Source organism: Microcoleus sp. AT3-D2 (genome assembly GCF_036705715.1).
GTDB lineage: Bacteria > Cyanobacteriota > Cyanobacteriia > Cyanobacteriales > Microcoleaceae > Microcoleus.
Window position 1 is genome coordinate 17,610 of sequence record NZ_JAUBVE010000049.1, and the last position, 14,535, is coordinate 32,144.

11 protein-coding genes are annotated in these 14,535 nt (G+C 47.2%); 4 read left to right on the plus strand and 7 right to left on the minus strand.

From position 1 onward, the window contains the following. The first annotated feature begins 275 nt into the window (after positions 1 to 275). The 4 genes from QUB44_RS19535 (at position 276) to QUB44_RS19550 (ending at position 5,733) form a co-directional block, all read left to right on the plus strand. Positions 276 to 557: a YlxR family protein gene (locus tag QUB44_RS19535; protein WP_333369932.1), complete on the plus strand. Its 282-nt coding sequence runs from the start codon at positions 276 to 278 to the stop codon at positions 555 to 557. A gap of 415 nt (positions 558 to 972) precedes the next feature. Next, on the plus strand, positions 973 to 4,167 hold the full coding sequence (infB, locus tag QUB44_RS19540; protein ID WP_333369934.1) for a translation initiation factor IF-2: 3,195 nt from the start codon (positions 973 to 975) through the stop codon (positions 4,165 to 4,167). A 359-nt stretch (positions 4,168 to 4,526) separates the two neighbouring features. Further along, complete coding sequence (locus QUB44_RS19545) at positions 4,527 to 5,267, plus strand: low-complexity tail membrane protein (protein ID WP_333369936.1); 741 nt, start codon at positions 4,527 to 4,529, stop codon at positions 5,265 to 5,267. 241 nt (positions 5,268 to 5,508) lie between these two features. Then, on the plus strand, positions 5,509 to 5,733 hold the full coding sequence (locus QUB44_RS19550; RefSeq protein ID WP_333369938.1) for a hypothetical protein: 225 nt from the start codon (positions 5,509 to 5,511) through the stop codon (positions 5,731 to 5,733). 401 nt (positions 5,734 to 6,134) lie between these two features. Here QUB44_RS19550 and QUB44_RS19555 read toward each other — a convergent pair whose 3' ends face one another. The 7 genes from QUB44_RS19555 to QUB44_RS19585 all read right to left on the minus strand — a co-directional run bounded on the left by QUB44_RS19555 (position 6,135) and on the right by QUB44_RS19585 (position 14,420). Next, positions 6,135 to 7,262, minus strand: coding sequence for a glycosyltransferase family 4 protein (locus tag QUB44_RS19555; RefSeq protein ID WP_333369940.1), 1,128 nt, complete (start codon positions 7,260 to 7,262; stop codon positions 6,135 to 6,137). 399 nt (positions 7,263 to 7,661) lie between these two features. After that, the gene (locus QUB44_RS19560) at positions 7,662 to 8,870 is read right to left on the minus strand and encodes a DegT/DnrJ/EryC1/StrS family aminotransferase (protein WP_333369942.1); all 1,209 of its coding nucleotides are present in this window, start codon (positions 8,868 to 8,870) and stop codon (positions 7,662 to 7,664) included. A 573-nt stretch (positions 8,871 to 9,443) separates the two neighbouring features. Next, entirely contained in the window at positions 9,444 to 10,019 is a 576-nt protein-coding gene (locus QUB44_RS19565) for an alpha/beta hydrolase (protein WP_333369944.1), read from the minus strand. 678 nt (positions 10,020 to 10,697) lie between these two features. Continuing rightward, positions 10,698 to 11,006, minus strand: coding sequence for a DUF3493 domain-containing protein (locus QUB44_RS19570; RefSeq protein WP_333369946.1), 309 nt, complete (start codon positions 11,004 to 11,006; stop codon positions 10,698 to 10,700). Positions 11,007 to 11,174: 168 nt separating this feature from the next. Beyond that, a complete protein-coding gene (locus QUB44_RS19575; RefSeq protein ID WP_333167187.1) occupies positions 11,175 to 12,407 on the minus strand; it encodes a DUF445 family protein in 1,233 nt (410 codons plus the stop codon). 75 nt (positions 12,408 to 12,482) lie between these two features. Then, positions 12,483 to 13,184, minus strand: coding sequence for a bifunctional demethylmenaquinone methyltransferase/2-methoxy-6-polyprenyl-1,4-benzoquinol methylase UbiE (gene ubiE / locus QUB44_RS19580; protein ID WP_333369948.1), 702 nt, complete (start codon positions 13,182 to 13,184; stop codon positions 12,483 to 12,485). 291 nt (positions 13,185 to 13,475) lie between these two features. After that, positions 13,476 to 14,420 carry a response regulator gene (locus QUB44_RS19585; protein WP_333369951.1) on the minus strand — a complete coding sequence of 315 codons (945 nt, stop codon included), beginning with the start codon at positions 14,418 to 14,420 and terminating at the stop codon, positions 13,476 to 13,478. Positions 14,421 to 14,535 lie beyond the last annotated feature (115 nt).

Consider the following 14,535-nt stretch of genomic DNA (forward strand, 5'->3'; position numbering starts at 1 on the left):
GTGACATTTACCGAAGAAGAATTCAGAATTCAACAGCCAGAATCCAGAATGGGTTCTGTGCGACAGGATGGAGGATCGAGGTTGAAAGTCCCCGATTTTAATCGTGGAACACAAAAAATTCTTTCCGTGACCCTTACCCCTGACTAGAGGCATGGCGTATTTTGAATTCTGAATTCTGTCTTCTGACTCCTTGTCATAAGATTTTCTCTCTTCGGGAGACAAGGAGGACTTGTCCTCTACTCCCCCCTCTCCCCCTACTCCCCCTCTGACAAGAAATGAAACCGAACTACCGGTGCTGTGCAAGTTGTCGAAAAATAGCTCCAAAGGAAGCTTTTTGGCGAGTAGTCAGGCTCTATCCTTCTCATCAGGTACAATTAGATCGTGGCATGGGCCGTTCTGCTTACCTTTGTCGGGAATCAGAATGCCTCAAAGCAGCTCAGAAAAAAAATCGACTTGGGCGATCGCTCAAAGCGCCTGTGTCTGACGAACTGTACCAAACACTTTGGCAGCGTTTAGCCACATCTGACTGTACATCTTACTCTGGCTCACCCGGATGAAAAACCGACAATAGTTCGGCATCGACTGTATAAACCCTCTTGGCAGCCCTACCAGTAATTACCGGTAGCGCCAGCTATAAAACCCCAATCCGATCTGCCCACCAGTCTGGAAAGATTTGTGTCAGATTAGATAAGGGTAGGGTACTAGCAGAGGTATCCTCAAGGTGGAAAGGCAAACTTTGAAGCTTGAGAGAGTGGGTTTTGCCAAAACTCAGACTTCGGAGTTCCAAGTTCCCAAACAGACTTGAGAATTCTTCAACCGCAGACTTCAGCGAGTTGCATCTTTTAGATAAAATTGCTGAGCGAGTACCAAAACCCCGATTCCTGACACTGAATCAATCACACCGAATGATGTCGTCATTAGCACAAAAAATCACAATGTAAAAACTGGTTGGCATAAAAGAGGGCAGAGTGGATGAACAACGGCAAAGTAAGAATTTACGAATTATCACGGGAACTAAATTTGGATAATAAAGACATCTTGGCAGTATGCGAGCGGCTCAATATTTCAGTCAAGAGCCACAGCAGCACAATTACAGAATCAGAAGCAGAGCGCATTCGCAAAACGGCGGAAAAATACGTAGCCAGTAGCCACTCTTCCCCCGGCAAGCCAGCTCCACCCGAAAGAGCAGCAGCGCCATCTAGAGAATCTGGCCCTCACCCTAACGACCAACAAAAAAAGCAGCAAATTTTAGAAATACGCAGTCCAAAAGTACGCCCGGCTGGTGCTTCCTCCCAGCCTGCAGGCAACGAGGAGAACAAAAACCAGCCTGCGGCAACCGTGGCAACTCCTCCCAAGTCGCCTGCAGCTCAACAACTCCAGCCTCCAGCTAAACCGAATATCAATCGACCTGTACTGTCGAAGCCAAATGTCGCTGTGTCGGCGGCTCCGTCAGAAATAGTGTCGGAAACAGTTTCGGAAACTGTTTCGGAAACTGTAGGTGCGATCGCCCCGGAAACAACCGCTCAGGCTCAGGCACCTACAGCACCTCAACCGCCGTCGGAAAAGGCTCCCGAACGCACCAAGCAACCGCCGATCGCCCCTCCCGCGCCGTCGGCAAAACTCACGTCGCCGCCAGTCAGAGGGGCGTCCGATTCCGCTAGCCGTACCCCACAAAATCTGGGGAACAAGCCGGTACTCAAACTTGCAAAAACCGAGCAAGAGCAATCAGGACAGTCAGAAACTCTGGAAGCGCCGGCTAAACCGAGTCGCCCCAGCAGACCTGCACCGGGATCGGCTACCGAATCTCGCGACGCGCAAAGACCGCGCCGGGAAGGCGCTGGTGGCCCAGTCAAAACTCCACTTGCCGATCGACCCCAGCCCGGTGGCCCGCGCCGGAGCCTTGCCCCCGCAACTTCAGCTACCGGGCTGCGTAGCCGCGGCGGTGACACCGGAGCCGCAGGGGATGACACTGATGACAATGAAGAAGATAATACGCCGTTGCTGGGGATTACTCTCCTCGAAAGGCCCTCTCTCCCTCGTCCTGCCAAAAAGACATCGGTCATTTGGGAAGAAGATGATGACGAAAACTCAGATGCTGCCAAAGCTGCTAAGGCTGTTAAGGCAAAACGTTCTCGCCTCAAACCAATAGATGAGGATGACGACGACTTAGAAAACGGCTTGGATATGCCAGCACCAGTCACGGTCAGCCTGTCCCTAGCCCGCCCAGCTAAAGCGAAGTCACAAGCAGCACCCAAGTCAACACCAACTCCGGGCGCACCCGGAAGCAGTGGAAAAAATAAAAGACCGGGCCCTTCTCACGATAAAAGTTCTTCTTCTAGTTCTAGTGGGGGACGGGGCAACCGGGGCAAAACAGCCGAAGCTAAGGTAGAACGTCCAGAAAAGCTGCTGCTGAGCAGACCGATGACCGTTCAGGAACTAGCAATTACTTTGGCAGTTCCCGAAACCGAAATTATTAAGCGGCTGTTCTCTAAAGGAATTGCGGTAAATATTACCGAAACCCTGGACATTCCAGCGGTGAGGATGGTAGCCGAAGAAATGGGCGTAGAGGTGGAAACCCCAGAAAAAGTAGCGCCAGCTATCAAAGTGATCGAGATGCTGGACGCAGCGGATTTGGAATACCTCGAACGCCGTCCGCCAGTCGTAACGATTATGGGTCACGTGGATCACGGTAAAACTACCTTGCTCGACTCGATCCGCAAAACCAAGGTGGCTCAGGGAGAAGCTGGGGGCATTACCCAGCACATCGGTGCTTACCACGTAGATGTGGTACACGAAGGCAAGAGCCAGCAGGTGGTATTTTTGGATACGCCCGGTCACGAAGCCTTTACAGCGATGCGGGCTCGGGGAACACGGGTTACGGACATCGCCATCTTGGTGGTGGCGGCGGACGACGGCGTGCGACCCCAGACAATTGAAGCGATCAGCCACGCGAAAGCGGCGAAAGTGCCAATTGTTGTGGCTATCAATAAAGTTGACAAGGAGGGTGCTCAGCCGGAACGGGTGAAGCAAGAGCTTACTGAGTACGGCTTGGTCGCAGATGACTGGGGCGGTGATATCACGATGGTTCCAGTCAGCGCTATCCGTGGCGAAAACCTGGATACTCTGTTGGAAATGATTCTGACAGTGGCGGAAATGGAAGACCTCAACGCCAACCCGCACCGACCGGCTAAGGGTACTGTGATTGAAGCTCACCTCGACAAGGCAAGGGGGCCTGTGGCAACTCTGCTGGTGCAGAACGGCACTCTGCGAGTGGGCGATATTGTGGTCGCAGGCTCGGCTCTGGGCAAGGTGCGCGCCATGATCGATGACCGGGGCGATCGCGTAGAGCACGCAACTCCATCCTTCGCGGTGGAAGTGCTAGGGCTGCGGGAAGTTCCTCGCGCCGGAGACGAGTTTGATGTCTTCGCAAACGAAAAAGAAGCGGCAGCGATCGCCTCTGGAAGAGCTACATCCCAACGAGATTCCCGCCTGCTGCAAGGCGGCCGGATCAGCCTCAGCGGCTTCTCTCAACAAGCTAAGGAAGGCGTTCTCAAGGAACTCAACTTGATCTTGAAGGCAGATGTCCAAGGCTCCCTCGAAGCAATTGTCGGCGCTCTGACTCAACTTCCTCAAAAAGAAGTTCAACTCCGACTGCTGCTATCTGCTCCTGGGGAAATTACCGAAACGGATATTGACCTCGCTGCAGCCAGTAATGCTGTAATTATCGGGTTCAATACTACTCTCGCCACCGACGCTCGCCTCGCGGCAGACCAAGCTGGCGTAGACGTGCGGGAATACAGCATCATCTACAACCTCTTGGATGACATTCAAGGGGCGATGGAAGGCCTGCTGGAACCCGAATTGGTGGAAGAACCTTTGGGTCAAGTCGAAGTACGCGCTGTCTTCGCGATCGGTCGCGGGGCTGTGGCTGGATGTATGGTACTCTCTGGCAAAGTCATCCGTAACTGTAAGGTGCGGGTGCGCCGGGGTAACAATGTCGTTTACGAAGGTGTCCTCGACTCCCTCAAACGGATGAAGGAAGATGCCAAGGAAGTCAATGCTGGCTTTGAATGCGGCATTTCCTTGAGCGGGTTTAGCGACTGGGCGGATGGCGATATTATTGAAGCCTACCGGATGGTTACTAAGCGCCGGACTCTCTCTCAATAGTTTTGAGTTGTGAGTGTTGAGTTGGAAGAGAAGTATTGAGTGAAGGCCACTAAATTGCCGATCGCTCGCAACTCTTCTCTTCACTCAATACTCCCAAACTCATCTGACAGTTGACAGTTGACAGTTGACCGAAAGAAGAAGGAATTAAGAACTTCCTAATCGTCTTTACCCTTGCTTAAAATTTAAAATTCGCTCGCTCAAATAAGACTTACCGAAATAAACCAGATTTCTGCTTGTAAGTCCTCGGTTTGATAGCTAAATATTTACTCCTAGCATCGGATTTCAGAGTCAAGAGTGCATCCCAAAATCTCAAAATCCAAGATTCAAAACTCCTAATTCATAACTCATAATTATTTAAAGTGCGTTCTTTTTGGTCAGATCCTTTTTTGTGGATTCACCTTTCTGGGGCGGCTACACTGCCGATTTTCCTGGGACTGTGCTTGCTGGGACTCGCAGTGGGTTCTCCCCTGCTCCCTGTCTGGTTAGAAATATTTTTAGTGGCTGTAGCCGGTATTGTTCCTGTGCTGTGGATGCAGTGGTTCCGCCCTTTTTACATTTTTAGTATTTTAGTTGTGGCGGTGAAACCGCAGAATTTAACTTCTTTGCAGCAGCGGATTCTGACTCGGTTTAAAACTAAGTTAAATCAAGGACTCGCTCTTTTTGTCGCTGTTTTGCTGGCAATAATTTTGTGGCAACTCTACCGATTGGCTCCCCTCGCGGCTTCGGTGGCTCCCTTTCCTCCTTCCTGGCGGTGGGCTGGATTGTTGTTGGCAGTTGCTGCTTTTTTAGCTAGCAATTTGTTTTTGCAGGTGTCTGCTAGTGTGATGGCGGTTTTGCTGACGCCGGAATCAGAATTTGCAGCGACAAAACCTCATGTTTTAGAAAAAATTCGGCAGGATTTTACGATCGCCCCTTGGCAAGTCGATCGACTTTTGCCGGCTTTGGCAGCCGAGACAACTGCGGCTGTGGCTGCACCTGCAGAGTCAATTGGGCCAGCATCGGGCATAGGGAATTCGTCAGTTGGCAGTATTGTTAACCCAAAACCTGCTGACACCAACGGCGTTACATCTCTATCGGAACAGTCAAGCGAAAAAAAGTGAAATAAAAAATTAAGAGGGGGACAGTTGTAGTTTAAGCTACTTTAATTTGTACAGATGTATGCTGTACAAAAAATAGGTAAGGCCCCTCTTCGGATAGAGATTATTAATAGTCTTAATATTTAATTTTTAATCGCAGGTTGTGGATATTTTATGTTGGCTCTTTGGAGAGAAGAATCTATAATAGAAAGTGTCAAGGTCAGCTTTCAATCCTTACAGGGGATTAAAACAGAGGTATAACAATATGGCGAATTATCTACCGATCGCAGAAGAACCTCAAGCCGCAGAGGCGATCGAGCTGTGCGAAGATTCTGAAATCTGGGGCAGTCTCAAATCCGCGATCGGCGCAAGTTCAGGATTTCAACGCTGGCAGCTAGAACTCAATTTTGAGCGTCAGCAGCAAAATGCCACCATCGATCAGCAGGTTCGTTCCTATCTGCGGGAAACTTTAGAAACTTTGGCTTATTGAGTACCCTAAAACCAAATATTGTCACGGTTTGTGAATTTTACAGCCCAATTCTGCTGGCATCCCCTCCAATATGCTATGTGAGTGCCGACAGTGAGTGTCGAGAGTGAGTGTCGATCGCAACTTCGGATCTCAAATTGCAGGGGACAGTATTTCTCCTTACTTAGTCGGGATTAATTCCCGCATTCTAGTTACAACACACTCTCAGAAAAATCAAGAGAAAATTAGCCTGACACATCCCAGACAAAGCGACTGCGGCAGCTATCTATTGATCAGGCTGTTGGCTAAATTCTTTATAAGAATGCTGAACAAAAATAAAATTAACAGTGCTAGAGTGGCAGTACATCAAACCGTCCACATCAACCTGATTACAAACCTTTTGCACCGTAAGTCCTATTTAGTTTTCATTTTGTGTTCATTTTATGCAGAATCTGGTGTCCGCGCCTAGCAGCAACTTGGGGCCAAGTCAAATCCAAAGCTCGCTTGCGGGCGGAGGCTCCCATCTGAGCGCGCAAATCAGGAGAATTAGATAATTTTCGCAGTCCCTCCACCCAGGCATCCGTATCGTAGGGATCGAGAATTATGCCGTCAATACCATCACGCACCACACCGCCTCCTCCCATCGGCGAAGTAAGAATCGGCAAACCATGACCCATTGCTTCATAGATGACGAGTGCGCTACCTTCCTCAAGACTGGGAAAGGCAAAAAAGTCAGCTTTGCGATAGGCAAAACTGTAGTCAACAGCATAATCAAATTGAACTACATCAGGACGTTTCAGCCAATGACTGCAAGTTTGAGCGATCGCAGGCTCCATCGCTCCAAAAATTGTCAGCGTTCCCTTAATCCCAGCTAGCTCCCAAGCCTTCAAAAGCAAATGAACCCCTTTGCGAACGCAGGCAAAACCTAGGAAAAGGACGTTAACTTCATCCTGCGGCGGTTTTTGAGATTGATAATTGGGGAAACGATCGGGCCACCAACCTTCTGTCGTTACAAGTAGTTTCTCTTCAGGAACCCCGACTTCTTGAAACGATTTTGCTACTATCGGACTAGGACAAAACAGAAAATCAATTAGCTTGAGTTTTTCCTTTTCATCCTGAATATTTTCTGGAGTAATGCTGTGTTGAGGTTCCAATCCCAAGCGAGAGTAAGCATCGTCAAGGATTATCTTAGCTTCGCCTTGATAACTATTAACTCCCTCCAAAACAATGGGCTTGCTCTGCTTGTTAACCCTCTTTACAAAATCTAATGATATACCAGGCCACAAGTATGCCAGATCAAAATCTTTGAAATCTTTGAGAAAACGCTTCTCTGTCTTGATTATGGGAAGATTAGGGCTGCGGTAATATAGTTTTGTCAGAAATGACGGAATTGCTTCCACTACATTGGGGCCGCGACATTCGCGATCGCAACTCGGGACAACCATACGAGCCTTCAATTCAGGGCCTTGCCATTCTTTGCACACTGAAAAAAATACGTCGCTAATTCCTCGGTTTCGGGAATGTATTGGGAATAAAGCACTAAGTTTTAACATAGCATTAATTCTCTATTAACTCAAGTTTTTCGGCTTTCATCTAAACATTAGACTTCTTGAAAAATAACTAAGACGGGTTCTCCTGTCCATTTCACAAGAGTCATTTTTTTTGTGGGTGGGCGTCCCGCCTGCTCAATAAAGTGATAAAAAGGACTGTTGCAACAGGCCTATTCACATAGGAGAGGAGTGCTCAGTTTGTAGAGCTGTCTTGTTTTATCTTGTTTTATTTAAAAGCAGATTCCGTAACCTGAGAGTGATTGTACTGTAAAACGATAACATTTAAGTAAAATAACTGCCAAGGCCATAAAAACTAACAGAGCGTTGTGGAGTTAAAAAACATCCTAGTTGCTTTTATTAAAAAACAGCTAGGATGTTTTAATGACAACCTATTCCACGACTTTAGTCTGCTGTTGCCAAAACTGGACTTTTAGCTTTGCCGATCGCCAAACATTTTTTAACACCAGCAATTACATCTTCCACATCTGCATCTGTTAATTTTGCCGAAATCGGCAAGCTAACTGTATGCAGCCCGATGTACGCAGCATTCGGATAGTCTTCTGGCTGCCATCCAAACATTTCTTGATAGATAGGATGTTCCGGCATACTCATGTAATGTACCCCGACACCGATATTTTCAGCATTGATAGCGTTGAGAAACTCATCGCGGCTGATTCCTGCTTTGGCTTCATCTACCAGAATGGTGTACAGGTGATAAGCATGAATTGTATCCGGTTCGGGCTTGGCGGGCAAAGTAATCGGCAGATCCGCAAATGCTTCGTTGTAGCGCTGCCAAATCTGCTCCCGCCGCTGCCAATAAGGGGTGACTCGTTTCATTTGATGAATGCCGATCGCAGCTTGCAGATCCATCATATTGTATTTAAAACCGACCTCCACCACTTGGTAGTGCTTGTAACCCGAGTCTCCGAAGCGCTTCCAAGCATCTTTGCTCATACCGTGCAGCGCTAAAATTTTGAGCCTGTCGGCGTCTTCTTGACGGCCGGCCAGAATCATTCCTCCTTCGCCTGTCGTAATGTTTTTGGTGACATAAAAGCTGAAGCATCCGAAGTCGCCAAATGTGCCTGCTTTCCGCCCCTTGTACTCTGTTTCGATCGCGTGAGCACAGTCTTCGATTAACTTCAAGTTGTGACGGCGAGCAATCTCGCAAAGCGCATCCATATCGCAGGGACGACCTGCGAAGTGAACTGGCAAAATTGCCTTAGTTTTTGAAGTGATTTTAGCTTCGACTTGAGCCGGGTCAATATTCATTGTCACCGGATCTACATCCGCCAGTACCGGTGTTGCCCCGGCGTGGATGATCGCATTAACTGTAGCGCAAAAAGTCATGGGAGTAGTAATAACTTCATCCCCTGGTTGTAACGAAGCAGCGAGGATGCTCAAGTGCAGTGCCGCCGTACAGGAATTGACTGAAATCGCGTACTGGGAACCCTTGTAAGCTTTGAAGTCATTTTCAAAACTCATGACTTTAGGGCCTGTACCCAGCCAACCTGTTTTCATGGTTGACACCACTTCTTGAATTTCAGCATCTTCGATCGCCGGAGCGCCGAAAACCAAGAAACGGTCTTTTGAACGAATAGGATTGTTATTCATGTTGCTACTGTTACCCAGTAAGTAAAGTTGATCAAATGGAAGTGTTAATGAAGGCGGTATCAGCGTTTCTTATTTATTTTTTTAGCTCCATCTTGTTTGCTAATACCTTGTGTAATGGCATCTTTTGTATAACAAGCTTAGTAATGACCAGCCGTTTTTCCGCAAGCGCCTGACTATGACATAATTTATCTATTTTAAGATAGAGAATCTGCAATGTCCAGTAGATCGTATTTCAGTTTATGAGCGATACACAAGCTCTCGCCTGCATTTTATGTTTTAAATACTTTATTCAAAAAAAACACGGGTACTTCTCGCTTAACTTTTCGTCAACTGTCGAACATCTATCCCGATCTAGATTAGACAGCGAAGTTATCTAATTTTTGATTTTTGATTTTAGAATTAGGAATGACTGATTCCCGTCTGGTTTGGAGCTTGCCTGGAGTTAGATTTTTTTGTACTGGTGTAAAAATTAGGCAAATTTTGCACAAAAAAATGTAACTTTCCTGTAATTGATGCAGGTTCAGCAACATTCTGCGATCGCTCAAAGCAATCAACCGTCCTTGACCAAATCCACTACAATCTAGGCAAACGAATCTTGTTCAAAACGTCTTGCAGCCGTTCTGACACGCCGCCCAATTGTTCTGACAAAGCTACAAGTTTGCCGTAAGCTTCAACTAAACGATCACCCTCAACGTAAACTTCTGGATTGGGATAATTCTTCATCGCTTCCAGCAGTGTAATCTCGTTATCATTAGTTGCAGACAGCACCAATGCCTCGCGCAAAGCTTCTCGATTTGCATTCCCAGAAGGAGTGCGAATTACCTGACCCACTTCATCGAGAATTATTTCCCCAACCTTGCTGTTAAGCGTCCGATCCAAAAAGCTTTGACTGACTTTTACAGGCCTCGTCAGACTGTTGCGAACCGCTTCCGGGTCTTTTTTTGCATTTCCCAGCAGCATTTCTAACCCGGGCGACATTTTCCCAGTGTCTACAAAACTTTCTAATTCGCTGACTGGTAAAGTCATTCGGATCGCACTGTATTTGAGCACTACCTTTTCGGCAGCCACTGCAGCATTGCTGTAAAATACAATTCCCGCGCCTGCTGCTAAAAATAACGTCCACCGCCCTTTGAAAAATGATCGACCCATAGTAAAATCTCCCAACATCTTTTTCTACTTCGACTTTGACACATCTCATTAGTTACTGGACAGGCTAAGGTGTTCGGGAAATGCCAAATTATTCGATCGCCCCAGCACTTATACCATTTTAGATTTTAGATTTTAGATTTGCGAATGACTGATGGCGATCGTGGTTTTGATCACAAGTCTACAGTTGCATGATTTTTGGGAACTGGTATTACCTATATCGGATGCTAGGCAAAAAACTCGGTTCAGGGCGCTGCTACGGGCCTCTCTGTACGCGGTGCACACCCTACGGATAACACTCAACCATTCAGTTTGGCGACTGCGATTCAACCGTCAACCGTCAACCGTCAACAATCACCGACAGTGCAACCTGAATTGATAGGATTCTCTCTCCCAAGCTCCCGATCATAGAAAAATGCCTAACGCCAGCTCTTCTATCAGTGAAGGCTGGCGCTGGGCTTAAATTTATTTTATATATTTAGGGTCTTTATGAAAGCTGACCCCAATTGAACAAATTACAAGCGGTTTATGATTAGGGCCTTTAAATGTGCTGACCCCAATTGAAGCCACATTACTAGTATTACAGGGATCGCTGGCAAACCACGATTTCATAATAATTTCTTTATATTTATAACTTTTCCTTGCCTCAGATAGATTTTTGTCTCGATTTGTAAAATTTTGTTACTTAGGCTTGGGGGATCGGCCCTCGGCGCGCTGCTCCCAGCGAAACAGGAACACCATCAGGGCCACCACTCCGACTTGGAGGGCAAAATTAGGCAAAGCAGAACCAATTTCCCGGCCAGAGGCAATTTTAGCGAGGAAAACCAAGCCGCCGATAAAGCCCGAAGCGCCACAAGCTACGTAAACAAACTGTCGCAGAGGCCGGTAGGGAGTGGCCATTTCTGCAGTTAAACGATCGTATTGTTGGCGGCTGAGGTTGCGGGGGTTTTTTGGGATGTTTGTGCGATCGTCCGAATTGGGGGCTGGCATAGATTTAGAAAATGAGTAAATTAGGATGGAGCCACAAAAACCCGATTTTTACCAAAAATCCTCTGGCTGAGGTGGCCAATACGGTCGAAAAACCTGGTTTTTGGTACTGTGGGCGCAAGTCGAGTGAATATTAGACTACAACAAATATCTCACAACTGCCAAAATAAATCACCGCTGAATCCAAAGCACAACTGTCTGCAAACAGCCGACAAAAACGCCCAAAATCCCTCCTAAATTTACAATTCCCTGTAACTCGCTTTTGACAATTCCCTGAATTGCTAACTCCAACTCTTCAGGAGAAGTACCTTTTACTCGATCAACAATCACTTGGTCAATATTCAAAATCGGGATAGCCTGAGCTACAATATTTTCTAAATCCCGCTCTAAATAACGCTCTAAAACCAAAGCCAGTTCTTGGCTGACAATTCCGAGGGAAGCGTTCATCACCGCTGAAGTCTGCAATCGATTGAGAAGCAACCGCGAAATATTTTCCCAGTCAATAGATTTGGTCAACCCCTCAAGTACGTCTGTACCCCGCTGTTGAACGTAGCTGCGAACGCTGTCGCGCATAGTTTTTCGCAACTGTCTCACAGTCGAAACCGGTAAATTTTGCATCGACAAATTTTGCAACCATTCCTGAATTCGCCCGCGAATTCCCAAAGAAATAGTTAACTCTGCTAAGCGCTGATTTGTGGCTTCTCTGTCATCCAGACAAAAAGTCCGCAGCCGAGTTAAAGTGTTCCGCAAACCAAACAAATTTGCTACTACCCAATAAGTGCCGCTGGTTTTTTCTCGAAACCCTTCATCGATAATCGAAATATTGCGATCCGTCAAAAAGTCAATTAAAGCCTGCCGCAGCACTTCCGGGGGTATTACTACCTGCAACAACCACTCAGCAAGCTGAGCTGCCTGAGATTCCGTAAGCTGAATCTCCAGCAAAACTTGATCAAAAATTTGATTAAGCTGAGCTTCTAAAAAATCTTCCCGGCGCGCCAGAACTTTGAGAATTCGCGGCACAGATTCCCCCAGCAAATCTCGCAGAATGTTAGCGAGAATTTTAGCGGTTTTTTGCTCTGCGTCTGCTTTTACCTGATCCAGCGCCAACTGCAACAACCAGAGAATCACCGACTGCATCCGCTCGGTTTGCAGGAGGCGGCGAGCTAAGTTTTGCAGTTCCTGTGGCGTCAGCAGCGAACCCATAATTGTGTCGGAAATTCGCTTTGCTAAACGCTCTTGGTTGCGGGGGATCAAGCCTGGAGTGAAAGGCAACTTCCGCCCTTTGATGTAAATAGCTCGATACGGGCGGAACAGCATTTTGATAGCTATATCGTTAGTGAAATAGCCAATAATTCCTCCCACTACAGGTGGGGCCAACAACAGCCAAATGTCAGAGGGATTCATCAATAATGGGGAATTGGGAATTGTTGATTGTTGATTGTTGATTGTTGACTGTTAACTGTTGACAACTGACAACAGTCAACTGACTAATACCAATACTCCCATCATAGCTCCGGCAATCGGGTAGTGGGTGGCGGTGGCAAATCCGGCTTTGTTGGCGATCGCGACTTGCTCCTGGCCGATCGGGAATTTTTCTAAACTAGGATTAATGTAAGCATATTCTTGAGTCATGCCAAATTGCTGAGCAATGGGCACTACGAGAGTGTCTAGATAAAACTGCTGAAAGCTCCGCATTAGGGAATTGCTGGGGCGGTGGAGGTCGAGAATAGCGGCTTTTGCACCGGGTTTGAGCACGCGGTGCAATTCCTGAAGACTGCGGGGGATGTCAGTCACGTTACGCAGCCCGTAACCCATGGTGGCGCAGTCGAAGTAATTGTCAGCAAAAGGCAAGTCTAGGGCGTCAGCTTCTACCCAGGAAATGGGACTGCCAGGGGTAAGAAAAGGTCGATCGCGCCTGGCCGCCACTGCCAATTGTTCGGGGGAAAAATCTACTCCAAATACGCAACCGGTGGGCCCTGCTTGTTTGGCCAGCAACAAAGCTAGATCCCCGCTACCGCAGCACAAATCTAAACAAGTATTTCCGGGGCCAGCACTGCTCCATTTCACCGCCATTTGCTTCCAAATCCGGTGTTGCCCAAAGCTCAACCAGTCGTTCAACTGGTTGTAAACTGGTGCAATTCGATTAAATATAGTTTTAATTTCTTCGGCGTTATTAGTCATTAGTCATTGGTCATTGGTAATGGGTGATTAGTGATTGGTGATTAGTGATTGGTGATTAGTGATTGGTGATTAGTGATTGGTGATTGGTCAGCCGGAAAGAATAATTAATCCGTCCATTCATGTCATGCTGTCGCCAGTCATTAATGCTTTTTTATTTGTTAGCAATCGGTAATCTTTTGTCTAGAATCATTGGTTTGCTATCATTTTCGACTCAAGACTGAGAGCCGACTGATGACTAAGGACTAAGGACTAAGGACTAAGGACTAATGACTGATGACTGATGACTAATGACTAATGACCCTGAAAACTCGTCAATACCAAAGCAACTTCTTGAGCGGCGAGGTGAACTGTTGTGAGTTCGTCGGGGCGCAGGGAACAAGGTTGCTTCCACTGCATGGAAATCAGGGCGATTGATCGACCTTTGTGACTCACCGGGATGCTGAGGTGAGCTTGAATGCCGGATTTCTGATAGTGCGGCAGACTCGCTAGGTTTGTGTCGTTGCCAATATTCACAGCACCCTGAATAGTTTGAGAGGCGATTGCCTCTCGAACCAGAGGGTCATCTGCCAACCAATTTTCCACAGTTGAACCCGTGGTGTGAGTGCCTTGAACCGGTATTAAAACATTTTCTTCCACCAGTTGCAAAATGCAAGAGTCCGCCAAAAAATTATCACTTATAGCAGTAGCAATTGGATCTAAACTTGCTTCCAAACTCGGATAATCCACAGCCGTTTGCATGATTGTTGCTAACAGTTGTATTTGAGTTTGGGCGCGATCCAATTCCTCAGTCCGCTGCTTGAGAATTTCATAAGTCTCGGCCGCCTTTTGCACCACCATTTTCAGTTCGTTCGGGTCCCAAGGCTTGGTGATATACTTGTAAACCTGTCCTGAGTTAATCGCATCCACCAAGTCTTCAATGTCCGTAAAACCAGTCAAGATAATTCTGACCGTATTCGGAAACTGGGGTACGGTTTTGCTCAAAAACTCCGTTCCCTTCATTTCGGGCATCCGCTGGTCGGAAATAATCACGGCGACCTCGCCTTCGATGCCGAGGACTTCCAAGGCGCGAATTCCGCTCTCAGCTTTGAGCACGTTAAAATCTCGTCGGAAAGTGCGGTAGAGTAAATCCAGATTGTCTGGTTCGTCGTCTACTACCAGCATTTTGGGCTTTTTCGGTCTGTGTAGGGTCATGAGCTGGCGTTTAATTTGATCTAGCTCTGAAATGGCATTATCCATAACAATACGATAAACTCCCCTTTGTAAATTTAGGCGAGCAACTATTCTGTAACAATAGTCTCATAACTCACTTACTATTAATCTATCGCTCTGCCGCGACACGAGCCTTGCCGGT

Coding starts and splice junctions, on each gene's coding strand:
- QUB44_RS19550 (WP_333369938.1), top strand. CDS start 5,509: ATGGCGAATTATCTACCGATCGCAGAAGAACCTCAAGCCGCAGAGGCG.
- QUB44_RS19535 (WP_333369932.1), top strand. CDS start 276: ATGAAACCGAACTACCGGTGCTGTGCAAGTTGTCGAAAAATAGCTCCA.
- infB (WP_333369934.1), top strand. CDS start 973: ATGAACAACGGCAAAGTAAGAATTTACGAATTATCACGGGAACTAAAT.
- QUB44_RS19555 (WP_333369940.1), bottom strand. CDS start 7,262: ATGTTAAAACTTAGTGCTTTATTCCCAATACATTCCCGAAACCGAGGA.
- QUB44_RS19565 (WP_333369944.1), bottom strand. CDS start 10,019: ATGGGTCGATCATTTTTCAAAGGGCGGTGGACGTTATTTTTAGCAGCA.
- QUB44_RS19585 (WP_333369951.1), bottom strand. CDS start 14,420: ATGGATAATGCCATTTCAGAGCTAGATCAAATTAAACGCCAGCTCATG.
- QUB44_RS19575 (WP_333167187.1), bottom strand. CDS start 12,407: ATGAATCCCTCTGACATTTGGCTGTTGTTGGCCCCACCTGTAGTGGGA.
- QUB44_RS19570 (WP_333369946.1), bottom strand. CDS start 11,006: ATGCCAGCCCCCAATTCGGACGATCGCACAAACATCCCAAAAAACCCC.
- QUB44_RS19560 (WP_333369942.1), bottom strand. CDS start 8,870: ATGAATAACAATCCTATTCGTTCAAAAGACCGTTTCTTGGTTTTCGGC.
- ubiE (WP_333369948.1), bottom strand. CDS start 13,184: ATGACTAATAACGCCGAAGAAATTAAAACTATATTTAATCGAATTGCA.